Source organism: Bacillus sp. N12A5, from assembly GCF_026790125.1.
Classification (GTDB): domain Bacteria; phylum Bacillota; class Bacilli; order Bacillales; family Bacillaceae; genus Bacillus.
Genome location: NZ_JALAMR010000007.1, coordinates 46,335 through 69,809, shown reverse-complemented (window position 1 = coordinate 69,809; position 23,475 = coordinate 46,335). Strand labels below are relative to the sequence as shown.

The following is a 23,475-nucleotide window of genomic DNA, read 5'->3' as shown; positions in this document are numbered from 1 at the left end:
AAAAAAGGGTGAATGGCATGTGGAAGGAAAACGTAGCTGTTACGCCTCCGTACCATTTTGACCGCGTGCTGGACAGACTGTCTTTAGACCCTCTTAATGCAGCTGATAAAGAAGCACGGGAAATCCGCGTGCCGATCAGAAACCGGGCGGGGGACGTGTGTATTGTAAAGGTACAGGCGTTAGGCCATGCGGATGAACCTGAGTTTCTCGTCAGCGGAGAAGCGGATCAGGAAGAGATGATGCAGGAAATCAAACGGATTTTTCAATGGGAACATGATTTGCAGCACGTTCTCGATCATTTTTCGAAAACGAGTCTGTCAGCCATTTTTGAAGAGCATGCGGGCACGCCGCTTGTACTGGACTACAGCGTGTACAATTGCATCATGAAATGCATCATCCACCAGCAGCTCAATCTTTCCTTCGCTTACACGCTGACAGAACGGTTTGTCCATGCGTTTGGCGAGCAGAAGGACGGCGTGTGGTGCTATCCAAAGCCGGAAACGATTGCGGAACTAGATTATCAGGATTTGCGCGATCTGCAGTTCAGCATGAGAAAAGCGGAATACGCCATTGATACATCAAGGATGATCGCCGAAGGCACACTCAGCTTGTCAGAGCTGCCGCATATGACGGATGAAGACATTATGAAGAAACTGGTCAAAATCAGGGGCATCGGCCCGTGGACCGTGCAAAACGTCCTCATGTTCGGGCTTGGACGCCCTAATTTATTCCCGCTTGCCGATATCGGACTCCAGAACGCGATCAAACGCCATTTTCAGCTGGACGATAAACCGGCAAAGGACGTCATGCTGGCGATGAGCAAGGAGTGGGAGCCTTATTTAAGCTATGCGTCTTTGTATTTGTGGAGAAGTATAGAATAATTCGTCTGACAATGAAGGAAATCCTGCAAACGTGTTATACTAGAAAGATGTGAAAAAACCATTTCACTTTCTGCCATCTGCAGAAAGCTTCATATAGAAACGGAGAGAACAACGTGAACCAACAAAAGAAACAGGCGCCCGTCGAACTGAAGGTCGGACAAACCTTTCCGCTGACGATTAAGCGTCTCGGCATTAACGGAGAAGGTGTCGGCTATTTTAAGAAAAAAGTCGTCTTTGTGCCCGGCGCGCTTCCTGGTGAAGAGGTTGTCGTGCAGGCCACAAAGGTTCAGCCGAAGTTTTCGGAGGGCCGCATTAAAAAAATCCGCAAGGCGTCGGAGCACCGCGTGGCACCGCCTTGTCCTGTATACGAACAATGCGGCGGCTGCCAGCTTCAGCACCTTGCATACAGCCAGCAGCTTCGGGAAAAACGAGACATCGTCATTCAGTCGCTTGAGCGTCACACGAAGTTTAAAATAGAGAATATGGACATCAGAGAAACAATCGGCATGGACAATCCGTGGAATTACCGCAACAAAAGCCAATTCCAGATCGGGCACTCGCAAAGCGGCAGCATTATCGCCGGCTTATACGGCCTTGATTCTCATGACATTGTGCCGATTAAAGACTGCATTGTTCAGCATCCGGCAACTAATAAAACAACAGGCATCGTCCGCCGCATTTTAGAGGACTTCAATGTGTCTGTTTATAATGAAAGAAAACGAAAAGGCGACGTCCGCACGATAGTGACGAGAGTCGGCTTTGAAACAGGCGAAGTGCAGGTCGTGCTTGTAACAGCAAAAGAAACGCTTCCCCACAAGGAAGAAATCGTCAAAGCGATCCAAAAGCGCCTGCCAGAGGTCAAATCCATTATCCAAAATGTAAACGGAGCGAAAACCTCTGTGATTTTTGGTGAGAAAACAAAACCGCTCGCCGGAAAAACAGTGATCCAAGAGGTGCTCGGAGACGTATCCTTTGAATTGAGCGCCCGCGCCTTCTTCCAGCTCAATCCGGAACAGACCGTCAAGCTGTATGATGAAGTGAAAAAAGCGGCACAGCTGACCGGAAAAGAAAAAGTCGTTGATGCGTATTGCGGCGTCGGCACCATCGGCATGTGGGTTGCGGACGGAGCGAAGGAAGTCCGCGGCATGGACGTTATCAAGGAATCAATTGACGATGCCAAGAAAAACGCCAAAAAACACGGCATGACAAATGCCACATACGTAACAGGAACAGCCGAGCACTGGCTCCCGAAATGGACGAAAGAAGGCTTCCGACCTGACGTCGTCATCGTGGACCCGCCAAGAACCGGCTGTGACAGCACGTTCCTGGACACGATCAAAAAAGTCAAACCGAAACGCTTTGTCTACGTTTCCTGCAACCCATCCACGCTTGCGAAGGATTTGCAGGCGCTGTCAAAGGACTATCGCGTGGAATATATTCAGCCTATGGATATGTTTCCGCAGACAGCGCATGTTGAAGCGGTGGCCAAGCTTGTATTGAAATCGTCTAACTAAAATAAACAGCTTCTAATCAGGCCTGGACCTCGGTAAAATAAACAATTCCGATTTTCGGGTCTTTTCCTTGCGTTTTATTTGGGTAGTGACTCAGGAAACAAGGATGCGGCGTATTCCAGCTATTGTAAGAAAATTTTCAGAAACAACACTAGAAAACTGGCTCGTGTACCTAACCCTAAGACTCAAACTGCTTTTTCTTACTTGATTTACTGTGTCAATTTTTTATGTGTGTAAAGATATAAATGTTCAAAATTTACTATCGTTTGATAAGAACTGCTGAAGCATGCTATAAGTGTAAAAGAAGTATGGTCAGCTTGTTAATGTTGGGATAAAGGTTTTGAAATATCCCATAATGAAAGGATTTGAATGTATGATGACAGATAATTTCTGGCGTGAATTACCACGGCCATTTTTTGTACTGGCACCAATGGAAGATGTGACAGATGTTGTTTTCCGGCATGTAGTAAGTGAAGCAGGCAGACCGGATGTATTTTTTACAGAGTTTACAAACTCAGAGAGCTATTGTCACCCGGATGGAAAGGATAGCGTGCGCGGCCGTTTGACTTTTACAGAGGATGAACAGCCAATGGTAGCCCATATATGGGGAGATAAGCCTGAAAACTTCCGTAAAATGAGCATTGGCATGGCAGAGTTAGGATTTAAAGGACTAGATATCAATATGGGCTGCCCTGTGCCTAATGTGGCGGGGAATGGAAAGGGAAGCGGCCTTATTTGCCGTCCCGGTGTTGCGGCAGAATTAATACAAGCTGCAAAAGCAGGGGGATTGCCTGTAAGCGTGAAGACAAGGCTTGGATATACAGATGTAGACGAATGGCGCGACTGGCTGACACACATTTTGAAACAGGATATTGCCAATCTTTCTATTCATTTGCGTACAAGAGCAGAAATGAGCAAAGTAGATGCGCATTGGGAGCTAATACCTGAGATTAAAAAACTTCGTGACGAGGTGGCACCAGATACACTGTTGACAATCAACGGGGATATCCCTGACCGCCAAACCGGCTTGAAACTTGCTGAACAATACGGTGTTGATGGGATTATGATTGGGCGCGGTATCTTTACAAATCCATTTGCCTTTGAAAAGGAGCCAAAAGAGCATAGCAGCAAGGAATTGCTTGATCTCTTAAGGCTGCATCTGGATCTTCATGATAAATATTCAGCATTAGAAGCGCGTCCGTACAAGCCTCTTCCTCGCTTTTTCAAGATTTATCTCCGCGGATTCAGAGGGGCAAGTGACTTAAGAAATCAATGCATGAACACAAAGTCAACAGATGAAGTGCGTGCATTGCTCGACGACTTTGAGAGAAAGTATCTTGATGGGATAGAGTAACAGCAGTGCTTGATTCAAAAAAGGCTAACAAAATAAAGGGATTTTCACACAATTCTTGACTCAAATAAACCTGGATGTTCGGTAAAATAAACAATTCCGATTTCCGGGTTCTTTTCATTGCAGTCCTTGATCTGTCTGGGCTTTTGGTATTCCTTTTCCTACTTCCGAGATCTAGACTTTATATCGAGGGAAAAGGCAAAATAAATTAAGCCAGTGACAGTCAGTAAGGAAAATGAAGGGGCGGAAAATATACTGTTGAAGAGTCCATCATTTAGTAGTGGAACTTTTTTATCTAAACGATTTATTTGTTACTGACCTTTAGATCTACAAGTATAAATAACATCTTGTTTTGACTTATTGACAAAATGTTTTAGTTTCATAAAAGGGACGTTATAGACAAATATATTAGTAACTATGAATTAATGTAAAATAATCTCTTAATAAGGAATATAATTTATTTTAGAGATAAAGTATCAGAAAAAAGGAATTATATTTACATTTTTAATATATTATGCTAACATTTACTAGGTGTTGGTCATAGATTATAGTGTAGAAGTATAAAAGGGGAAGGATAGTTTATGGCAAAGGTAGTAGAAACAGTTATTAAAGTTAGTTTAGGTTTCCTTAAGGTTGAGAGAAAAGTAACAAAAAAAGTTCCTGATAAGAAGAAAAAGAAAAAGAAGAAAAAGTAATTACATAAAGTGTTATTTCTGTATTTGATATAATTAAATAAAAAATCTATACTATATCTATGACTAACCTGCATGGGGGAATACATCATATGTCTAAAAAAACAATTGTAGAAGTTATAAAATATACTTTACCAGTGAAAAGCAGAATCGCTTTGATGATAGCGTTCATTTTATCGTTGTTAAGTGCTGCTATTGGTTTGGTTTCTCCAATGATTGTAAAGGAGTTTGTTGATCAATTTTCAAATCAAGTTATAGATTGGACGTTAGTTGCCCTTGTTGTAGGATTGTTAATAGCAGATAGTGTATCTTCTACAGTTGCCTCCTCTATTATAAAGTTTACAGAAGAAAAAGTAGTATATTTATTAAGGGAAATTTTATGGAGCAAAATATTAAAACTGCCTGTTTCATATTTCCAAAAAAATAAGTCGGAGTCTTTAGTTAGTCGGCTAACTGAAGATGCCACGTTAATTTCATCTATCTTAACAAAAGACCTAATAGATTTTGTGATGGCTATTATCTCTGTGATTGGAGCCATTATAGTTTTAATGTTAACTGATTTTTGGTTAACTATATTAGTCATTGTGCTTGTTCCGTTAACTTTTGTTCTAGTTTTACCGCTTTTTAAAAGAATAGAGCATATTAATTATAGTCGGCAAGAAAAATTATCAGAGGTTACCGTGTTTTCTTCACAAATACTTAGGAATTTTAAAATTGTGAAGGCTTATGGTAGGGAAGCGGATGAACAAGCTAAAGGAAAGAACTTTTTTTCTAATATGTATCAATTGAGTATTAGAGAAGCGATTATAGATTCCGTAATCTATCCTTTATTGAGTGTAATTGGTTTTGTGATCGTTGTTATAGTTGTTGGATTTGGTTTCTGGCGTTTAGGTTCTGGAGACCTTACAATGGGTACGTTGGTTGCTTTTGTATTATACTTATTCCAGGTTATTGTTCACGTAGCGGGAATTGGGATGAACATTGGCTCTTATCATGAAGCGAAAGGTTCCTTAAAACAAGTGTTTGAAATATTGATGGAAAAAGAAGAAGAGAGCATAACAGAGAATGATAGAAAAATGAGATTTCCTTTTAGTGAAATCAGGCTAGAAAATGTTAATTTTTCTTACAATAAGAAGGAAAATGTTGTATCTAATCTATCTTTAAATGTTTGTCGTGGGGAAGTACTAGCATTGATTGGTGAGAGTGGTGCGGGGAAATCAACAATTATCAATTTGCTTGAGAGATTCTATGAACCAGACTCAGGCAACATGCTAATTGATAACGTTTCTTATAAAAATATTCCTCCACAAATTTGGCGAAAAGGGTTTAGCCTTGTTTCTCAAGATACATCTTTGTTTGACGGGACAATAAAGGATAATATCAAATATGCAAATCCAAATGCAACAGACGAAGAAGTCATATTTGCTGCAAAACAAGCGAGTGCTCACGAATTTATAATGAAATTAGACGATGGATATGATTCGGATATTGGTGACTACGGTAGTTATCTATCTGGAGGGCAAAAACAAAGAATAGCAATTGCTAGAGCCTTTTTAAGGAAAAGTTCATTCGTTTTGTTAGATGAGTATACTTCCAATGTTGACAGTGATACAGAACAGGAATTAATTAAAGCAGTTTCTCAGTTGAGAGGGGATATGGGGTTTATTATCATAGCTCACAGACTTTCCACTGTAAAAGGTGCCGATAAAATTGCTGTGATTAAAGATGGACAGTTAGAAGATATTGGAACACACGAAGAATTAATCAAGAGAAATGATTATTATGTAAGAGTAATTAGAGAACAAATGGATCGAGGCAATGATGTACTATGTAAGTTAAACGAACAAACTAATAATATAGGGTCAAGTTAATATACTCAATTAGGCTGCTATGTTACCAAATTCTATTGGTGTATGGCTGCCTAATTTTTTTATACATCTATCTTTTACTTGAATTAACATAGGATGAAAATAGCCGTAAATATGATAATATCCATATACGACTTTTTAAAGAAAAAACTACTTGAGGTGGAACATCCAGCTAAAGAGGTTTTTCTTCTCTAAAAGGCCATCCAAACAGGCTCAAGATGAAGTGAAGACGCAAGCTACTGATCAAAAGAGTTCAGGAGCAATAAGGAAACGTATATGCTTATCGGCCGTACCGTATCATCATAAAAGTTCGATATTCAGGAGGACATTCTGCTAAAGTATCAACTGCTGTGAGAGGGTTACAATGAAGCTGTTGAGGTAGCGAAACCTCTCTTCTCTTGTTTAGTCATGCAGGAATAAGAAATAATGGTACATTGATACATTATAAAGGGGGAGAGGAAAATGAAACGACTATGCATCATCCCCTGCGGGAAGAAAAAAATTTGGGATGTCCAGCCTGATGCCGGGCCAGTAAGGGCGGAGAACGCTTATCTCAGCCCGTTTCATCAGGCATGCGAGCGGTATGCGAAAGCATTTTTCGATGAGTGGGTCATTTTATCGGCGAAGCACGGATTCCTTCGCCCTGATGATATCGTATCGGAAAATTACGATGTGACTTTTGGCACCGGTCATCCGGAGATCATGACTGCTGAGAACCTGCACCGCCAATTTTACGAAAAGGGCTTTTCAGATATCGAAGAGCTAGTCATGCTTGGCGGGAAAAAATATCGAAGCGTCCTAAACGCTGTCATCGGAGAGCATCAGCATATCAGCTGGCCGCTGTCATCGTACAAAGGCATTGGCTACATGCTTCAAGCGCTGAACCGGGCTGTTGAAGAAAAGCAAGAATTGTAGCACGTATATATGAAGAAAAGAGGGTGAACATGAAAAAACTTGTGTTTGGCTTGCTTGCCATGGCGGTATTCGGGTGCGGACTATATATCTATCATGTATGGTTCGGTGATCCATTTTCGAAAAATGCTGCTGAGCAGAAACTTACCTCTTATGTGAAGGAAACCTATCCAAAAAAAGAAATCAAGATCACGAATGGGGTATATAACGCTAAAACCTCTGAATATGTATTCCAAGCAAACACCCAATCTCATCATTATCCAATGTGTACGAAGGGATTTCTCCATCCTAAAGTAACGTGCGATGGAATTGAAGAAGCGTACACCGAATCAGTAGCAAAACATGTAAATGAAGAAGCATCGAAGGCAATCGAAGCAGACCTGAAAAAAGCGGTTCCGCGAGTCATAAAGGCTGATGCTGTTTTGAGTATCGAAAACGGAGAGTTTACATTAGATACAAAATGGAACAAGCAGCTGGCTGAAAAAGTGTCTATGAACATGACGATTCAGTTAGATGCCAGCGGATTATCAAAAACAGATGCTGCAAAGATGGCGGAAACGGTCAGAAAAACGCTTAATGAAAAGGGATATACATATTTAAACGGCACGATAGACTGTATGCAGAAGGACGGTGACGGCGGTATCGGTTATGTCAAATATTCAATAGATTTTCTCCCAAAAACAGCTATTCAGCCAAACGATGCAGAAGAATTAGGCATTTAAAGAGATTTCCGAGGAAATAAATACGTCGATCATTGTCAGAAGACCAGATGTCCGGTCTTTTTTTATTGCCATAAAACGAGACAAATGGAACAAATCGAGACAAAATGAGACACCTGTCTCAAACTGTCTCCAGTATGAAAATGGAAAGATTGATTTTACGGGCCGAAAAGGCTGGCACACTTCTTGCATTTATAAATGTGAACCCTAAATAGAAGGAGGCACACAAAATGGAATTGTTAAAACGAGAAGGCTTGTCATTAACTGAGGAGAAAGCGCTGTGGATGTACCAAAAGATGCTGGAAATCAGGGGCTTTGAAGACAAAGTGCATGAGCTGTTCGCACAGGGAGTGCTTCCCGGATTCGTCCATTTGTATGCCGGTGAGGAAGCGGTGGCTGTAGGTGTGTGCGCTCATTTACATGATGGCGACAGCATTACAAGCACGCACAGGGGACATGGCCATTGTATTGCCAAGGGCTGTGATCTGGACGGCATGATGGCGGAAATTTTCGGGAAAGCGACCGGATTGTGCAAAGGCAAGGGCGGCTCTATGCACATTGCCGATCTCGATAAAGGCATGCTAGGGGCAAATGGAATTGTCGGGGGCGGATTTACACTCGCATGCGGATCAGCGCTCACCGCTAAATATAAACAAACTAAAAATGTAAGCGTTTGTTTTTTTGGAGACGGAGCAAATAACCAAGGCACCTTCCATGAAGGGCTGAACCTAGCGGCAGTATGGAACCTTCCTGTCGTATTTGTTGCTGAAAACAACGGCTACGGCGAAGCTACCCCATTTGAGTACGCGTCAGCCTGTGATTCAATCGCCGACCGGGCTGCTGCCTATAATATGCCGGGGGTCACAGTTGACGGAAAAGATATTTTAGCAGTTTACCAGGCAGCCGAGGAAGCGATAGAAAGAGCAAGAAACGGCGGAGGCCCATCTTTGATTGAATGTATGACCTACAGAAACTACGGACATTTCGAAGGGGATGCCCAGACCTATAAAACGAAGGATGAAAGAGTTGAGCACCTTGAAGAAAAGGATGCCATTCAAGGCTTTAAAAACTACCTGTTAAACGAAACAGATGCCAATAAGCTGTCAGCCATTGAACAGCGTGTCAGCGAATCGATTGAAAAAGCCGTTTCGTTTAGTGAAGACAGTCCATATCCAAAAGAATCAGAGCTGCTGACAGACGTCTACGTGTCATATGAAAAAGGGGGAATGTGAGATGGCCAGAGTCATAAGCATGTCAGACGCGATCAATGAAGCGATGAAGCTTGCGATGAGAAGAGACGAAAATGTGCTGTTGATCGGTGAGGATGTCGCCGGGGGAGCAGCGGTCGATCATTTGCAGGATGATGAGGCTTGGGGCGGCGTATTAGGGGTCACAAAGGGGCTTGTACAGGAATTCGGGCGTACAAGAGTGCTGGACACACCGATTTCTGAGGCGGGCTATATGGGTGCGGCAATGGCTGCGGCATCCACCGGGCTGAGACCGATTGCCGAGCTGATGTTTAATGATTTTATCGGCACATGCTTTGACCAGGTGATCAACCAAGGGGCGAAATTCCGTTATATGTTCGGCGGAAAAGCGCAAGTGCCGATTACAGTCCGCACCACGTACGGAGCGGGATTCCGGGCAGCTGCTCAGCACTCACAGGCGCTGTACGGCCTTTTCACCAGCATCCCGGGTCTGAAGACGGTTGTTCCGTCCAATCCGTATGACGCCAAAGGCCTCCTGCTGGCGGCAATAGAAGACAATGATCCGGTGTTCTTTTTTGAAGACAAAACGTCCTACAACATGAAAGGCGAGGTGCCGGAAGATTATTATACAATCCCGCTCGGAAAGGCGGACATCAAACGCGAAGGGAGCGATATCACGCTGTTTGCGGTCGGCAAGCAGGTCAATACCGCACTTGAAGCGGCTGCACAGCTTTCAGAAAAAGGCATCGAAGCCGAGGTGCTGGATCCCCGCAGTCTGTCTCCTCTGGATGAAGAAGCCATTTTTAGGTCGTTGGAAAAAACAAACCGATTGATCATCATTGATGAAGCCAATCCGCGCTGCAGCATTGCCACGGATATTGCTGCGATTGTTGCAGACAAGGGCTTTGATTTGCTTGATGCGCCGATTAAACGGATTACGGCACCGCATACACCAGTTCCGTTCTCGCCGGTGCTTGAAGATCAATATTTGCCGACACCAGATCAAATAGTCAGCGTCACGCTTGAATTGCTTGGCGAGCCGGCAATGAATTAAAGGGGGGACACAAATGGCGGTAAAAGTAGTGATGCCAAAATTGGGAATGGCCATGAAACAAGGGGAAGTATCAATATGGAATAAAAAAGTAGGCGACCCGGTTGAAAAAGGAGAAAGCATTGCCAGCATTCAATCGGAGAAAATTGAAATGGACATCGAGGCGCCCGAAAATGGAACGCTGATCGATATCAAAGTGAAAGAGGGAGAAGAGGTTCCGCCCGGAACAGCGATCTGCTACATCGGGGAAGCCAATGAATCGGTGCAGGAAGAGGTGGACGCGCCTGCTGCAGAAAACAGCGCATCGCCAGCCGTCCAGCCCATCAAACAAAACAACAAACCCGCAGCCGCTAAAAAAGAACGGATCAAAATATCTCCAGTCGCCAGGAAAATAGCAGAAAAAGCGGGATTAGACCTGAAACAGCTGAAGGGTACTGGACCAGGCGGGCGAATCGTGAAGGACGACGTCACAAAGGCGCTGGCTGAACCGAAAAAAGATCGGGCAGAGCCGGTTTCTGAGCAGAAAGCGCAGGAAACCCCAGTGACAGGCATGAGAAAAGTCATCGCAGCCAGAATGCAGGAAAGCCTGGCAAACAGTGCGCAGCTGACGATTACAATGAAGGCTGATATCACTAAACTTGCCGCTCTTCAAAAACAGCTTTCGCCGACTGCTGAAGAACGGTACGGCACAAAGCTGACGATCACTCATTTTATCTCAAAAGCCGCCGTTCTCGCCCTGCAAGCTCATCCTGTACTGAACAGCGTTTATCAAAATGAGCGCATCATCACACATCCCCATGTGCACCTTGGTATGGCTGTGGCCTTGGAAAATGGCTTAGTGGTGCCAGTCATCCGCCATGCTGAAAAGCAATCGCTGATCGAACTGGCTCACTCCATCTCAGAAAAAGCCAACAAAGCACGCGAGGGACGCGCGGGAAGTGAAGAACTGCAAGGATCAACCTTCTCCATTACAAATCTTGGCGCTTTCGGAGTGGAGCATTTCACGCCGATATTAAATCCGCCGGAAACAGGCATTCTTGGCATCGGAGCAAGCTATGATACGCCGGTGTATCAAGGGGAAGAAATTGTCAAAAGCACGATCCTGCCGCTCAGCCTGACATTTGATCACAGAGTCTGTGACGGCGCCCCTGCCGCCGCCTTTCTAAAGGCGATAAAAACATATTTAGAAGAACCGGCAGCATTAATTTTATAGGAAAGCAGGTGAAAACGACATGACACTAGCCATTATCGGCGGCGGGCCTGCAGGCTATGCGGCTGCAGTCTCCGCGGCACAGCAGGGCAGAAACGTGCTGCTGATTGACAAAGGCCGCCTTGGGGGAACCTGCCTGAACGAAGGCTGCATCCCGACGAAGTCTTTGTTAGAAAGCGCAAACGTTCTTGATAAAATCAAGCATGCCGACCGCTTTGGGATTGAGCTTCCGCCCGGTGCAATCTCGATTGATTGGGGCAAAATGCAGGATCGAAAACAACAGGTAGTCAGACAGCTTGTCCAAGGCGTTCAGTACCTAATGAAGAAAAATCAAATACAGGCTGTGAAAGGGACGGCTTCCTTTCTTTCTGACAGAAAGCTCTTAATTGAAGGAGAAAACGGAAAAGAAATCAGAGAGGCGGACCAAGTATTGATTGCCTCCGGATCAGAGCCGATCGAGCTCCCATTTGCCCCGTTTGACGGCGAATGGATCATCGACAGCAAGGATGCGCTTTCTCTTTCTGAAATTCCGTCATCACTTGTCATTGTTGGCGGGGGTGTCATTGGCTGCGAGTACGCCGGGCTGTTTGCCAGACTGGGATCGAGGGTGACCATCATTGAAGCAGCCGGCCAGCTGATTCCGGCTGAAGATGAAGATATTGCCCGTCTCTTTCAGGAAAAGCTTGAGGAAGACGGTGTTGAAGTGCATACCTCATCCCGGTTAGAACGGGTGGATCAAGCGGACAAAACGGCCATTTGGAAAAGCGGGCAGCGGGAGTTTAAAACGAAGGCCGATTATGTGCTGGTCGCGATCGGCAGAAAACCCCGTCTTGACGGATTACAGCTGGAGCAGGCTGGAGTTGATTTTTCCCCAAAAGGCATTCCGGTGAACGACCACATGCAGACAAACATTCCTCATATTTATGCATGCGGGGACGCAATCGGAGGCATTCAGCTGGCGCATGCAGCTTTCCATGAGGGCATCATCGCTGCCTCTCACGCTTCCGGCAGGGATGTCAAAATCAATGAGAAACATGTACCGCGCTGCATCTATACATCACCGGAAATCGCGTGTATCGGAATGACAGAACAACAGGCAAGAAGCATATACGGGGATGTGAAGATTGGCGAATTTCCTTTTTCCGCAAACGGCAAGGCGCTCATTAAACAGCAAGCAGAAGGAAAGGTCAAAATCGTGGCCGAACCGGAATTCGGCGAAATCGTCGGTGTCTCGATGATTGGACCGGATGTGACCGAGCTCATCGGCCAAGCGGCTGCGATTATGAATAGCGAGATGACGGCTGACATGGCGGAGCACTTTATTGCCGCCCATCCGACACTGTCGGAAACATTGCACGAGGCGCTGTTAAGCACGATCGGGCTTGCAGTGCATGCGTAACAAGGAAAAAAGCAGGCGCAGGGAATATACGGCGTCTGCTTTTTTTATTGTTGAAAGCGCTTTATTTTTCCCCTACAATAGATGAAAACGGCGTGTAAGGGAGGAGCGATCAAGGAGATGAATTCGGTCCCAAACGATTTGCAAACCTGGAAACGTTTTGTGAAAGACGGTGTGCTTGACGAAGCCCGTTTAAGAAAACGGATCGCCGAGTCATGGCATCGCTGCAAAAAAGCTGAGGTCAATCCTTATTTAGAAAAAGGCCCAAAGGTTTTACAGCAAACCGAGCTGGATCAGCAGTCAAAAAAGCATTCATTTTTCCTGACGACCGCAAAGCCTTACCTTGAAAAACTGCTGCCTGCCATAAAAGAAATGGAAATGATGGCGCTGTTAATTGATTCAGACGGCGTTGTTTTGGCATTGGACGGACATCCCCGTGCACTTTATGAAGCCAAATGCATCAACTTTGTTGAAGGCGCATGCTGGACGGAAACGGCTGTCGGAACAAATGCGATTGGCACGGCGCTTCACATTAGCGAGCCGGTTGCGATACAAGGATCAGAGCATTATTCAATTGCTTCCCATCAATGGAACTGCTCAGCCGCTCCGATTCACCATGAGGATGGCAGTCTAGCGGGTGTGATTGACATATCGTGTCCGGCAGCAGGCGCGCATCCTCATATGCTCGGTATTGCAACAGCGATTGCCTATGCCGCGGAACGGGAACTGGCAGCTAAAAGCCGTGAGAAAGAGCTGGAGCTGATCAGCCGTTTTGGGGATAGGGCTGCATCCCGTGTGCCAATGGTGCTCTGCAATACCAAACAGCATATCATCAGCGCGAGTGAAGCAATTCGAACCTCAATGCCGGATTGGCAGGGAAGGCACCTGTATGAATTGAAGGAAAGGGGCTTTTCAATCGAAAAAGCCGTCACTATGGGGGATGGCGGCACTTGTTTTTATCTCTCGGAACAAGAGAAAAAGACGGCGTTTCGATTCAATGGAGTCATCGGGAAAAGCGGCAGATCGCAAGCGATGCTGAAGAGCCTTCAACGAGCAGCTGCAGCGGATGCCACGGTCTGTCTGTCGGGTGAAACTGGAACGGGAAAGGAAGTCGCGGCACGTGCGCTTCATGAGAACAGCGGGCGGCGGCACGGCCCGTTTATTGCTGTCAATTGCGGAGCGATCCCGTCTGATTTGATTGAAAGCGAGCTGTTCGGCTATGCGGAGGGCGCTTTTACGGGAGCGAAACGAAGCGGCTACAAAGGCGCCTTCCAAAAAGCCAATCAAGGCACCTTATTTTTAGATGAGATCGGAGAAATTTCCCACTCGATGCAGGTTGCGCTTTTACGGGTGCTTCAGGAACGCAAGATTACGCCGGTTGGCGGGACGAAAGAAATTCCGGTTGATATCAGAGTCATTGCCGCCACGCATTGTGATTTGCGCGAGCTTGCCGAAAGCGGCAAAATCAGAGAGGACTTGTTTTACCGCCTGCATGTCTATCCGGTCGAACTTCCTCCTTTACGCGAACGCCCCGAAGATATTCCGGATCTTTTTCAGTACTACAAACAGAAACATCATTGGCCCGGAGAACTTCCTCCTGCTTTTTTGGAGGTGCTGAAGCAATGGAGGTGGCCGGGAAATATTCGCGAGCTGTTTAATGTGTTTGAACGTCTTTCTATCAGATTTCCGGACGGCAGGCTGAGAGATGAGCCGCTTACCGCTTTACTGGAGGCTGCCGGACTGCCGGTCAGCCCGGCAGAAAAAAAGCCGGCTGCTGCCGGCGCGCTGACTCTTCGTGAGAAAATCCAAAAAGATATCATCATCAAAGCGCTCGAATCTGCAAAAGGAAACGTCTCTCAAGCAGCCAAAATCAGCGGGATACCCCGCAGCACTTTCTACAAACGCCTGAAAAAATTCAATTTGTCCGCTGAATCATAAAGCATACTTCCTTCGGGAAATGGAAACATTATGTATGAAGGAGGGTGTTGCTATGAATATTCAAAGGGCGAAAGAAATTGTAGAATCTCCCGACATGAAGAAAGTAACATATAACGGCGTTCCTATTTACATTCAGCACGTAAATGAAGAAACTGGAACAGCAAGAATTTATCCGCTTGACGAACCGCAAGAGGAGCATGAAGTGCAGCTGACTAACTTAAAAGAGGATTAAACAAAAATGGCCCGCTTCATAAGCTGGCCATTTTGTTATCCGCGCGGCGCAAATAAGATGACGCAGACGCCGATGAGACAAATGAATGCACCGACCCAGTCATACAGATCAGGTGTTTTTCGGTCAACAAGCCATCCCCACAGGACCGCAAGCACGATGAATACCCCGCCATAAGCGGCATATACACGGCCGAAGGAAGGAAAGGACTGAAGCGTCGGAAGAATGCCATAGACAACAAGGATCAGCGCTCCGGCGATCCCATAGCCGACTGGCTTTGCCTCTCTCAGCCACAGCCAAACCAAATACCCGCCGCCAATTTCGGCAAGCCCCGCCGCGAGAAATAAAAGAATGGTAATCAGCATCACGCGCACTCCTCAAGTTGCTTTTCTCTTTCATTATAAAGGAGGAGAGCTGTTAAAGCTTTGGATGATTCTCAAATTCCTTTAAATACGCGCTGCGCTGAATCTCCGTAAATTGACCGATCCAATTGCTTTTCGCCTCTTCATTCAGATGGGGAAGGATATAGCGTTCAACCGCTTCGAAAAACAACGGATTCGGAATGATGTTCCAAGTGGGAATGCGAATGGTCTTCTGATCAACGGTTTGGATCAATATATCTTCCTGGAAAATTCCTTTTAGACTAAATTTATGGCGGCTCATCTCAATTTTCTTGATATCAGTAAACGTAACAGACACTTTGTCAGTGAACACTTCTCCATCTTTTCCTGTCTTGATGCGGAAAATGGTATTTCCCCGCGGGGTGAAAGCCGGAAAGAAGATGATAAATAAATATAAACAAAACAAGGTGAACAGAAAGCCAGCAGGAATGGCTAATAGGTAATATTTCGTTTGAAACGTAATACCCATATAAAAGAGCCAGAAACATGCTAATCCCATACCGGCAGATCCGACAAAAGCCCATATTCTCAGGAACATTTTGCTTTTGACTTCAATGATTTCTTGGTTTTTCAATGCTTTTCTCCTTTTGTTAATTCAATTCTTATCATTTTGAAATGATTTGATTTACAACATCCTTATGAGCAGGGAGGATAGAAAATTCATTCTGGGTGATGCCTGTGACAAGCCAAGTATGGTGGGCCCCCGGCAGGACAAATGCCATGTCAGCCACTTCAGGAGTGTTATCTTTGCCATATGCCAGACGCATAAGTGTATCCATTTTCCCTTTCCGCAAAGCCAGATCATTTACAAATCGGGTAACGTCCTCTTGGTGGTCATGTTTTTCAAGGAACTCTTTTAGATGTGAAGGGTTGTCTGAAGCGCCCTCCAAGAGCTTTTCAAATTCATTTGATGTCAATGTCACAATCGATTCTCTTTTATCCTCTGTATCTATTATATGTAAAAACTCATCTGTCTTAGCAAGTAACCCTTCACTTGATTCCATTTTTGTAATGCGATGGACTTGTTCATCAAAAAGGAGTTCGTGAGAGTACGTGCCGAATTTTGATACATGGCAGGACACATTCTGTTCGGCGCCTTGCCCGTTAAATTTAGAAAGCTTCACTGTATAGTCAGCGTCGTTTAATACATGGATAAACGGACAGTACTCGTCCTTTAACCGATATTGATGGTTCCGATATTCCGCCGCATCTTTGGCTAAGAGTGAGCGGCACGCTGCTTCGAACAAAGCGCCGAGCTGTTCATCTTCTATTTCCGGAAAATAGGCCTGCTTCAAGGCCATTCCCTGTTCAAAAAACCCTTCGCTGTAAAAACAAAATAAGAGTTCTTCTATGCTGATCGTAAACTGCTTCATTGTTTATTCTCCTATCCAAATGAAAGTTTCCCTTTGAGGAAATGGGTTGCGCCGTGTATAAGCGAATCCGCTGTTTTCTTTGCTTTTTCCATTCCTTTTTTCGCGCTGTCTATTCCTTTATGGATCGTTTTATTTGCCGCATCTATGCCGTCATTCACTGATTTCACGACTTTGCCGGCTGATTCCAGCCCTTTCTTGGCTGTATCGACGACAGCATGGATCGGTTCTTTCAGCTTTAAGGCTGCTTTTTCGGCAAAACTGGCTGTATATTTGGCGATTCGTTCTCCGACGACTCCGCCAATGTATGAACCTGCTGCCCCAAGAAGGACAGTACCCACAGGTCCTGCAAAGCTTCCGATTGCACCGCCGATGACAGCACCAGCTGTGGCACCGCCGGCAACAAAAATCGTATTATTCACAGCATTCCCGACGGCCTTGGCGTTTTCACGCTTGAGAACTTCCGGTTTGTTTTGGTATTTCGCGTAATTTTCAGCTATTTTCAAGCCCGCTCCGAACGTTTCGGTTGCACCGGTAATCAGTGTCGCGGTAATGGCATTTCCTTTAGCGAATTTCAATCCTGTTTTTCCGACATCCTTTAAAGTTGAGCGTACGCCGGCTTCATTAAGAAATCCTTTTGTGTAGCTCCTGACGCTGTTTGAAAAATCCACCGTATCCTGAGGAAAGTATTTTGTAAATTTTTTATGTACCAAATCCGAAAATGGCCGGTTAGTCTTTTTAAAGAAATATTTAGGATTCAAAAGCACTCTGGCGGCTTTTTGATAACGCGAGCTGTCAACAGCCCTGGAAATATCCAATAGAAGTTTTGAGTGCTGGGCGGTATGCAAGCCGCTTGGCTGTTTCACAAATTTCGTAAGCCCTAACCCGTAATATTTTCCCTGCGTCAGCATAAGGGCGGTTAAGCTTGTCAACGTACCGTATTTGTCGTAGGCATTGTAGAGCTTTCGCAAAATATCATCTTGTTCCACAAATTTATCGCCCGTTTTTCTGATGAAAATCTCATTGTCACTCAGTTTGGTGACGAGCGCCTTTCCTGAGCTCCACGCATCGCCCACTCCAGAAAAACAGCTGCTGTAGCGGGGATCGCATTGCAAAATCATCTGCCCCAGCTCCACATGCAGGTCCTTATATTTGTTTTCCATATCAGTTAATTCCGTGACTACATCATTTGCAAGCTGTTCGAGCTTATCCGGATCAACTGCAATGTTTCCTGACACACCGTTCACCTCCCGAGTTTATGTCTTTCCTCTCTTGCTTTACGTTCCATTTCTTCCATTCTGGCAATTTCAGCTTTTCGTTCTTCTATTTTGACTGCGGCTGCTTTTAGTTCCTGGCTTGTTTCAAGCAACTCCTGTTCAAATTGATCGTAGGCGGCTTTCGTTTCCTCGAAATCCTGGTCGAATGACTCTCTGGCTTTTCCCTGCCAGGCATCTCCCAATGCAGATAACCGGGATTCAAGCAGCATTTTGGAGCTTCTGACCTCTTCTGCGGCCGCACTGTACTTGTTTGCCAGCTCAATGACTTTATATGAGTCCAACTTTTGTCCCCTGCCTTTTCTAAATTCACGCACAATTGGATGTTTTATATAAATGATTATAAATAATTCGGCATGCATCCGAATCGTACAAAAGAACCTTTTCATAAGAATTGGAAGGGCGTATATTCACTTAAAATTCACAGTTGGTGAGACTTTAAGATTACAAAAAAGGTAAAAAAAAGAATCTGCAAGAGGGAGTCAACTTAATATTAGGAGTTTCTACGTTTGGAAGACGAATGTTTTCGAGGTAACCGTATATAAAAAAGAGCCTAAAATAGGCTCTAAACAAATTGCGTATTGCTTACTAATCATTAAAAATAGATTTTATAATCTTATTTATTGCTAAATAAACAAAGAATATAAACAAGCCACTCATCACATACATAATTACCAGTAAAATCAATTTTTGTTTTAATGTCATGTCGGGGACTGCTGAGATCCCGAGTGTCATGCCAATCATAGGAAGCAAATAGAGAATTAAAAAGATTTTTTTCTTATATGTATTCCAAGTGTTTTTCATTGTCTATCTCCTTGTTCTTTTAAAAGCATCTTATTGGTAACTTTATAACCTGTATAGATTGTTACAGTAGTGATCAAATACAATAAAAAAAGTAAAACGATCCTTATACCGATTTGGATGCCAGGTAGCATAAAAGTAATTAATGTCATACAAATCATGAAAAACAGATAATATAGTAAAATGAATGGTTTTTTATACTTTTTCCAAAATCGTACTATTAAATAGTCCATTTTATTAGCCTTTAAAAGTTTCTTGAAAAGCTTTTTCCTTTTAAATCTTGATATTCTGAGTTTATCTCGTCTCGAATAAGTTCGAATTTATTTGCTAAACTTCCCTGCCATGTATCCGAGGACAGAGATGGCTCAGTTATTTTATTTTTTGACTCCAAAAATTCTTGCTGGATATTTGTCAAGTTAGTTTTGCAAGCTTTGAGATCTTCTAAATTCTCCTTTTTTAAACTTAGTTGTGTTTTTACAAAGGATAATCCCAACATTTCACCAAACAACTTAAACACCTCATTGTCACATAATATGTAATTCTTTTGAACCGTTATTAAAAACAAAAGGGAGACTTTCCTAATGTTACATGATGGTATGTAATGGATGAATAGGAAATATAGATTATATTAATGATTTCTTTGTTATGTTGGTTTTAAATTAATGGAGGTGTTAAGTATGAATAGGCCTATTAGATCAGTTGTTTTACCTATTGTAAGGATTCCCTGCAAATGAGAAATTTCCCGCTCTGTGGGAAAAAACACTAAAGTTGATCAAATGACCTAAGTGCGTCAAACGTGTTACGGGACGGACCCTTTCATGGTATAAATGAAATGTAAACGTTATCAAGGAGGTCGTCATATGAAGAAAAAATCATTCTCAATCGTAATAGCGGGCGGAGGGAGCACTTTCACTCCAGGGATCGTTCTGATGCTCTTGGACCATTTGGAGGAGTTTCCGATCAGAAAGCTGAAGCTATATGATAATGATAAGGAAAGACAGGATCGCATAGCAGGTGCTTGTGACGTTTTTATCAGAGAAAAAGCGCCGGACATTGAATTTACAGCGACGACTGACCCAGAAGAAGCTTTTACAGATGTCGATTTTGTTATGGCGCACATAAGGGTAGGAAAATACGCGATGCGTGCGCTGGATGAACAAATTCCTTTGAAGTACGGAGTTGTCGGCCAGGAGACGTGCGGGCCGGGCGGTATCGCATACGGCATGCGTTCCATCGGCGGCGTGCTTGAAATATTAGATTACATGGAAAAATACTCGCCGGATGCGTGGATGCTGAATTACTCCAACCCGGCGGCGATCGTAGCCGAAGCAACGAGACGCCTCAGACCGAATTCAAAAATCCTCAACATCTGCGATATGCCGGTTGGAATTGAAGACCGGATGGCGCAAATTCTTGGCCTGGCCTCTAGAAAAGAAATGAAGGTCCGCTATTATGGATTAAACCATTTCGGCTGGTGGACATCAATTCAGGATCAAGAGGGCAACGATTTAATGCCGAAGCTGAAGGAGCATGTATCTCAATACGGGTATATTCCGAAAACAGAGGCTGAAGCTGTTGAAGCGAGCTGGAATGACACGTTCGCCAAGGCGCGTGACGTGCAGGCCGCAGATCCTGACACATTGCCGAATACGTATTTGCAATATTATTTGTTCCCGGATGACATGGTGAAAAAATCAAATCCGAATCATACGCGGGCAAACGAAGTGATGGAAGGGCGAGAAGCCTTTATTTTCAGCCAATGTGACATGATCACACGCGAGCAGTCCTCGAAAAACAGCGAAATTAAAATCGATGATCATGCTTCATATATCGTAGATCTAGCCCGGGCGATTGCTTACAACACTGGTGAACGAATGCTCTTGATCGTTGAAAACAACGGTGCGATTGCGAACTTTGACCCGACTGCGATGGTCGAGGTGCCGTGTATCGTCGGCTCAAACGGGCCTGAACCGATCACCGTCGGCACTATTCCGCAATTCCAAAAAGGGCTGATGGAGCAGCAGGTATCTGTTGAGAAACTGACTGTTGAAGCGTGGGCGGAGAAATCGTTCCAAAAGCTCTGGCAGGCGCTGATCCTCTCAAAAACAGTACCGAATGCGCGTGTGGCCAGGCTCATTCTTGAGGATTTAATTGAGGCCAACAAAGACTTCTGGCCTGAGCTTGACCAAAGCCCAACCCGCATTTCATAACTGAAATACCCCCCGTTTTCGAATCTGTTATTGTATATAATAGAAAGAAAATGGGGGGATCTGATATGAAGCTCGACGAACTGATTAATCAGCACTACGGCAAATTAAATGACAACGATTTTCATATTTTAAAATATATATTGAATCACAAGCACACGTGCTATCATCTTGGAATTGACGCGCTGGCCAAAGCTTGCAGTGTATCGCGTTCCTCGATTTTGCGGCTTGCCCAAAAGCTCGGTTTCAGCGGCTACAGTGAATTTCGCGTCTTTTTAAAGTGGGAAGATCAGCCGGAAGAAGGCGAGAGTATGAGTTTTCAAAAGCTGCTTGACGATATTGAATCAAATCTGAAATTCTTAAGGTCAAAGGACATGACGGAGATGTGCCAGCTGATTGATGAAGCCGACCGCATTTTCGTGTATGGATCAGGAAATGCGCAAAAGATATGCGCCCGTGATTTGCAAAGAATGTTTATTCCGCGCCATCGGTATCTTATTTTGATTGAAGACAGAAATGAATTTAAACTGATGCGCGATGATTTTAAAGTAAACGATCTGTTTATCATCATTTCTCTTTCCGGAGAAACACCGGAGCTGATTCCTCAGGCAAGAATGCTTTCTGCAAAGGGTATTCCCTTTATTTCCATTACGAATTTAAAAAACAATGTCCTCGCCCAACTGACTCCGCATAATCTTTATGCGGCAAGCAAACCTGTGACATTAAGTGATAAAACGGAAATTGTTGCTTTTGCACCATTTTTTCTCGTTGGCGAAGCATTGTTCCGCGCATATGTTGATTACAAAGAGGCAGAAAAAAATGACATTGAGTAGCAGGGGGTTCTGGTATGATGCAAAAAATTCAGCGCTTTGGAAGCGCGATGTTTGTGCCTGTTCTATTATTCGCGTTCGCCGGCATTATCGTCGGTATCAGTACGCTTTTTAAAAATAAAACCCTCATGGGCCCGCTTGCCGATCCTGACGGGTTTTGGTATCAGTGCTGGTATATCATTGAGCAGGGCGGCTGGACAGTATTTAATCAAATGCCGCTCTTATTCGCTATCGGCATCCCGGTTGCTTTGGCGAAGAAAGCTCAGGCGCGCGCTTGTTTGGAAGCGCTTACGGTTTATCTGACGTTCAACTACTTTGTCAGTTCGATCTTGACGGTATGGGGAGGCGCATTCGGCGTCGACATGAACCAAGAGGTCGGAGGAACAAGCGGGTTAACGATGATTGCGGGCATCAAAACACTTGATACCAATATTATCGGTGCCATCTTTATTTCTTCGATTGTCGTCTTTTTGCACAACCGCTATTTTGATAAAAAACTGCCCGATTTTCTCGGCATCTTTCAAGGCTCAACGTATATCGTGATGATTTCCTTCTTCATTATGATCCCGATCGCTTTGGCCGTGTCTTACATTTGGCCGATGGTTCAGACGGGAATCGGATCTCTTCAGAGCTTCCTGGTTGCTTCCGGGGCAGTGGGCGTCTGGATTTACACATTTTTGGAACGGATTTTGATTCCGACCGGCCTTCATCACTTTATTTACACGCCGTTTATTTATGGGCCTGCAGTAGCAGAAGGCGGGATCGTCACATATTGGGCACAGCATCTCGGAGAATATTCGCAAAGCGCCAAACCGCTGAAGGAGCTTTTCCCGCAGGGCGGATTCGCGCTTCATGGGAACTCGAAAATCTTCGGCATTCCGGGGATCGCCCTGGCGTTTTATGCCACAGCCAAAAAGGAAAAGAAAAAACTGGTCGCAGGGCTGCTGATTCCTGTTACGCTGACGGCGATTGTCGCGGGCATTACTGAGCCAATTGAATTCACTTTCTTATTCATTTCTCCTTTCTTATTTGCGGTTCACGCTGTGCTTGCCGCAACAATGTCGACAGTCATGTACATGGCCGGTGTCGTCGGTAATATGGGAGGCGGGCTGATCGAAGCGGTAACCTTGAACTGGATTCCGCTCTTTGGCAGCCACGGTATGACGTATGTGTATCAAATTTTGATTGGGCTCTCTTTTACAGCTATTTATTTTTTCGTCTTCCGATTCTTAATCCTCAAATTCAATATCGCCACACCGGGACGGGAAAAGGATGATCAGCAGGAAACAAAGCTGTATTCGAAACAGGAATACAGAGAAAGAAAAAACAAGGACGAAACGGCCTCCGCTGCTGAAACGGCAGATGATACCGCTTTTCTGTATATTGAAGCGCTGGGCGGAAAGGACAACATCACTGAAGTGACAAACTGCGCCACCCGTCTCAGAGTCAGCGTCAAGGATGAAACAAAGGTTGAGCCTGACAGCGTGTTCCGAGCGCTTGGCGCGCACGGCGTCGTCAGAAATGGGAAGGCGTTTCAGGTGATTATCGGATTGAGCGTGCCGCAGATGCGGGAGCGTGTGGAGAAAATATTAAATCAATAATGCCAGCCCTCCTTTTCGGGAGGGT

At 44.6% G+C, this 23,475-nt stretch carries 21 protein-coding genes; 15 read left to right on the top strand and 6 right to left on the bottom strand.

Annotated elements, in window-relative coordinates; genetic code table 11:
- The first annotated feature begins 17 nt into the window (after nt 1-17).
- The 12 genes from MOC09_RS08385 to MOC09_RS08330 all read left to right on the top strand — a co-directional run bounded on the left by MOC09_RS08385 (nt 18) and on the right by MOC09_RS08330 (nt 14,969).
- Complete coding sequence (locus MOC09_RS08385) at nt 18-881, top strand: DNA-3-methyladenine glycosylase family protein (RefSeq protein ID WP_268370182.1); 864 nt, start codon at nt 18-20, stop codon at nt 879-881.
- Nucleotides 882-994: 113 nt separating this feature from the next.
- Complete coding sequence (rlmD, locus tag MOC09_RS08380; protein ID WP_268370180.1) at nt 995-2,395, top strand: 23S rRNA (uracil(1939)-C(5))-methyltransferase RlmD; 1,401 nt, start codon at nt 995-997, stop codon at nt 2,393-2,395.
- A 373-nt stretch (nt 2,396-2,768) separates the two neighbouring features.
- Nucleotides 2,769-3,746 carry a tRNA dihydrouridine synthase gene (locus MOC09_RS08375; RefSeq protein ID WP_268370335.1) on the top strand — a complete coding sequence of 326 codons (978 nt, stop codon included), beginning with the start codon at nt 2,769-2,771 and terminating at the stop codon, nt 3,744-3,746.
- Between the two features lie 781 nt (nt 3,747-4,527).
- On the top strand, nt 4,528-6,306 hold the full coding sequence (locus MOC09_RS08370) for an ABC transporter ATP-binding protein (RefSeq protein WP_268360920.1): 1,779 nt from the start codon (nt 4,528-4,530) through the stop codon (nt 6,304-6,306).
- A gap of 459 nt (nt 6,307-6,765) precedes the next feature.
- Nucleotides 6,766-7,218: a DUF6884 domain-containing protein gene (locus MOC09_RS08365; protein WP_268370178.1), complete on the top strand. Its 453-nt coding sequence runs from the start codon at nt 6,766-6,768 to the stop codon at nt 7,216-7,218.
- A gap of 29 nt (nt 7,219-7,247) precedes the next feature.
- A complete protein-coding gene (locus MOC09_RS08360; RefSeq protein WP_268370176.1) occupies nt 7,248-7,937 on the top strand; it encodes a hypothetical protein in 690 nt (229 codons plus the stop codon).
- Between the two features lie 227 nt (nt 7,938-8,164).
- Nucleotides 8,165-9,166: an acetoin:2,6-dichlorophenolindophenol oxidoreductase subunit alpha gene (gene acoA, locus MOC09_RS08355; RefSeq protein ID WP_268360452.1), complete on the top strand. Its 1,002-nt coding sequence runs from the start codon at nt 8,165-8,167 to the stop codon at nt 9,164-9,166.
- A 1-nt stretch (nt 9,167) separates the two neighbouring features.
- Entirely contained in the window at nt 9,168-10,196 is a 1,029-nt protein-coding gene (gene acoB, locus MOC09_RS08350; RefSeq protein ID WP_268370174.1) for an acetoin:2,6-dichlorophenolindophenol oxidoreductase subunit beta, read from the top strand.
- Between the two features lie 13 nt (nt 10,197-10,209).
- On the top strand, nt 10,210-11,406 hold the full coding sequence (locus MOC09_RS08345) for a dihydrolipoamide acetyltransferase family protein (RefSeq protein ID WP_268360454.1): 1,197 nt from the start codon (nt 10,210-10,212) through the stop codon (nt 11,404-11,406).
- A gap of 19 nt (nt 11,407-11,425) precedes the next feature.
- Nucleotides 11,426-12,802 carry an acetoin dehydrogenase complex dihydrolipoyl dehydrogenase gene (acoL, locus tag MOC09_RS08340; protein WP_268360455.1) on the top strand — a complete coding sequence of 459 codons (1,377 nt, stop codon included), beginning with the start codon at nt 11,426-11,428 and terminating at the stop codon, nt 12,800-12,802.
- 117 nt (nt 12,803-12,919) lie between these two features.
- A complete protein-coding gene (locus MOC09_RS08335; RefSeq protein ID WP_268360456.1) occupies nt 12,920-14,737 on the top strand; it encodes a sigma-54-dependent Fis family transcriptional regulator in 1,818 nt (605 codons plus the stop codon).
- A 52-nt stretch (nt 14,738-14,789) separates the two neighbouring features.
- Nucleotides 14,790-14,969 carry a small acid-soluble spore protein H gene (locus tag MOC09_RS08330; RefSeq protein WP_024573066.1) on the top strand — a complete coding sequence of 60 codons (180 nt, stop codon included), beginning with the start codon at nt 14,790-14,792 and terminating at the stop codon, nt 14,967-14,969.
- Between the two features lie 35 nt (nt 14,970-15,004).
- Here the strand turns inward: MOC09_RS08330 and MOC09_RS08325 are convergent, their stop codons facing one another.
- From MOC09_RS08325 to MOC09_RS08300, 6 genes are all read right to left on the bottom strand, one after another.
- Nucleotides 15,005-15,334, bottom strand: coding sequence for a YnfA family protein (locus MOC09_RS08325; protein ID WP_268360457.1), 330 nt, complete (start codon nt 15,332-15,334; stop codon nt 15,005-15,007).
- A gap of 49 nt (nt 15,335-15,383) precedes the next feature.
- Nucleotides 15,384-15,941 (bottom strand): YfjD family protein, encoded by a 558-nt coding sequence (locus MOC09_RS08320; protein ID WP_268360458.1) that lies wholly within the window; start codon nt 15,939-15,941, stop codon nt 15,384-15,386.
- A 31-nt stretch (nt 15,942-15,972) separates the two neighbouring features.
- Nucleotides 15,973-16,740 (bottom strand): hypothetical protein, encoded by a 768-nt coding sequence (locus tag MOC09_RS08315; RefSeq protein ID WP_268370172.1) that lies wholly within the window; start codon nt 16,738-16,740, stop codon nt 15,973-15,975.
- A gap of 11 nt (nt 16,741-16,751) precedes the next feature.
- Nucleotides 16,752-17,975 (bottom strand): hypothetical protein, encoded by a 1,224-nt coding sequence (locus tag MOC09_RS08310; protein ID WP_268370170.1) that lies wholly within the window; start codon nt 17,973-17,975, stop codon nt 16,752-16,754.
- Nucleotides 17,976-17,980: 5 nt separating this feature from the next.
- Nucleotides 17,981-18,295, bottom strand: coding sequence for a WXG100 family type VII secretion target (locus MOC09_RS08305; RefSeq protein ID WP_268360461.1), 315 nt, complete (start codon nt 18,293-18,295; stop codon nt 17,981-17,983).
- 761 nt (nt 18,296-19,056) lie between these two features.
- The gene (locus MOC09_RS08300; protein WP_268370169.1) at nt 19,057-19,320 is read right to left on the bottom strand and encodes a YwqH-like family protein; all 264 of its coding nucleotides are present in this window, start codon (nt 19,318-19,320) and stop codon (nt 19,057-19,059) included.
- A 352-nt stretch (nt 19,321-19,672) separates the two neighbouring features.
- On the opposite strand from MOC09_RS08300, the gene glvA reads away from it, so the two are divergent.
- The 3 genes from glvA (at nt 19,673) to malP (ending at nt 23,450) form a co-directional block, all read left to right on the top strand.
- Nucleotides 19,673-21,022 (top strand): maltose-6'-phosphate glucosidase, encoded by a 1,350-nt coding sequence (gene glvA / locus MOC09_RS08295; protein ID WP_268370168.1) that lies wholly within the window; start codon nt 19,673-19,675, stop codon nt 21,020-21,022.
- A gap of 65 nt (nt 21,023-21,087) precedes the next feature.
- On the top strand, nt 21,088-21,852 hold the full coding sequence (glvR, locus tag MOC09_RS08290; protein WP_268360463.1) for a MurR/RpiR family transcriptional regulator GlvR: 765 nt from the start codon (nt 21,088-21,090) through the stop codon (nt 21,850-21,852).
- A 14-nt stretch (nt 21,853-21,866) separates the two neighbouring features.
- Nucleotides 21,867-23,450: a PTS maltose transporter subunit IIBC gene (malP, locus tag MOC09_RS08285; protein ID WP_268370167.1), complete on the top strand. Its 1,584-nt coding sequence runs from the start codon at nt 21,867-21,869 to the stop codon at nt 23,448-23,450.
- The last annotated feature ends 25 nt before the right edge of the window (nt 23,451-23,475 follow it).

What these genes read in the sequence shown, in the direction of transcription:
- MOC09_RS08345 (WP_268360454.1), top strand. Translation starts at nt 10,210, where the DNA reads ATGGCGGTAAAAGTAGTGATGCCAAAATTGGGAATGGCCATGAAACAA.
- MOC09_RS08335 (WP_268360456.1), top strand. Translation starts at nt 12,920, where the DNA reads ATGAATTCGGTCCCAAACGATTTGCAAACCTGGAAACGTTTTGTGAAA.
- malP (WP_268370167.1), top strand. Translation starts at nt 21,867, where the DNA reads ATGATGCAAAAAATTCAGCGCTTTGGAAGCGCGATGTTTGTGCCTGTT.
- MOC09_RS08360 (WP_268370176.1), top strand. Translation starts at nt 7,248, where the DNA reads ATGAAAAAACTTGTGTTTGGCTTGCTTGCCATGGCGGTATTCGGGTGC.
- MOC09_RS08370 (WP_268360920.1), top strand. Translation starts at nt 4,528, where the DNA reads ATGTCTAAAAAAACAATTGTAGAAGTTATAAAATATACTTTACCAGTG.
- MOC09_RS08315 (WP_268370172.1), bottom strand. Translation starts at nt 16,740, where the DNA reads ATGAAGCAGTTTACGATCAGCATAGAAGAACTCTTATTTTGTTTTTAC.
- MOC09_RS08330 (WP_024573066.1), top strand. Translation starts at nt 14,790, where the DNA reads ATGAATATTCAAAGGGCGAAAGAAATTGTAGAATCTCCCGACATGAAG.
- MOC09_RS08365 (WP_268370178.1), top strand. Translation starts at nt 6,766, where the DNA reads ATGAAACGACTATGCATCATCCCCTGCGGGAAGAAAAAAATTTGGGAT.
- MOC09_RS08375 (WP_268370335.1), top strand. Translation starts at nt 2,769, where the DNA reads ATGACAGATAATTTCTGGCGTGAATTACCACGGCCATTTTTTGTACTG.
- acoA (WP_268360452.1), top strand. Translation starts at nt 8,165, where the DNA reads ATGGAATTGTTAAAACGAGAAGGCTTGTCATTAACTGAGGAGAAAGCG.
- acoB (WP_268370174.1), top strand. Translation starts at nt 9,168, where the DNA reads ATGGCCAGAGTCATAAGCATGTCAGACGCGATCAATGAAGCGATGAAG.
- glvA (WP_268370168.1), top strand. Translation starts at nt 19,673, where the DNA reads ATGAAGAAAAAATCATTCTCAATCGTAATAGCGGGCGGAGGGAGCACT.
- acoL (WP_268360455.1), top strand. Translation starts at nt 11,426, where the DNA reads ATGACACTAGCCATTATCGGCGGCGGGCCTGCAGGCTATGCGGCTGCA.
- MOC09_RS08385 (WP_268370182.1), top strand. Translation starts at nt 18, where the DNA reads ATGTGGAAGGAAAACGTAGCTGTTACGCCTCCGTACCATTTTGACCGC.
- glvR (WP_268360463.1), top strand. Translation starts at nt 21,088, where the DNA reads ATGAAGCTCGACGAACTGATTAATCAGCACTACGGCAAATTAAATGAC.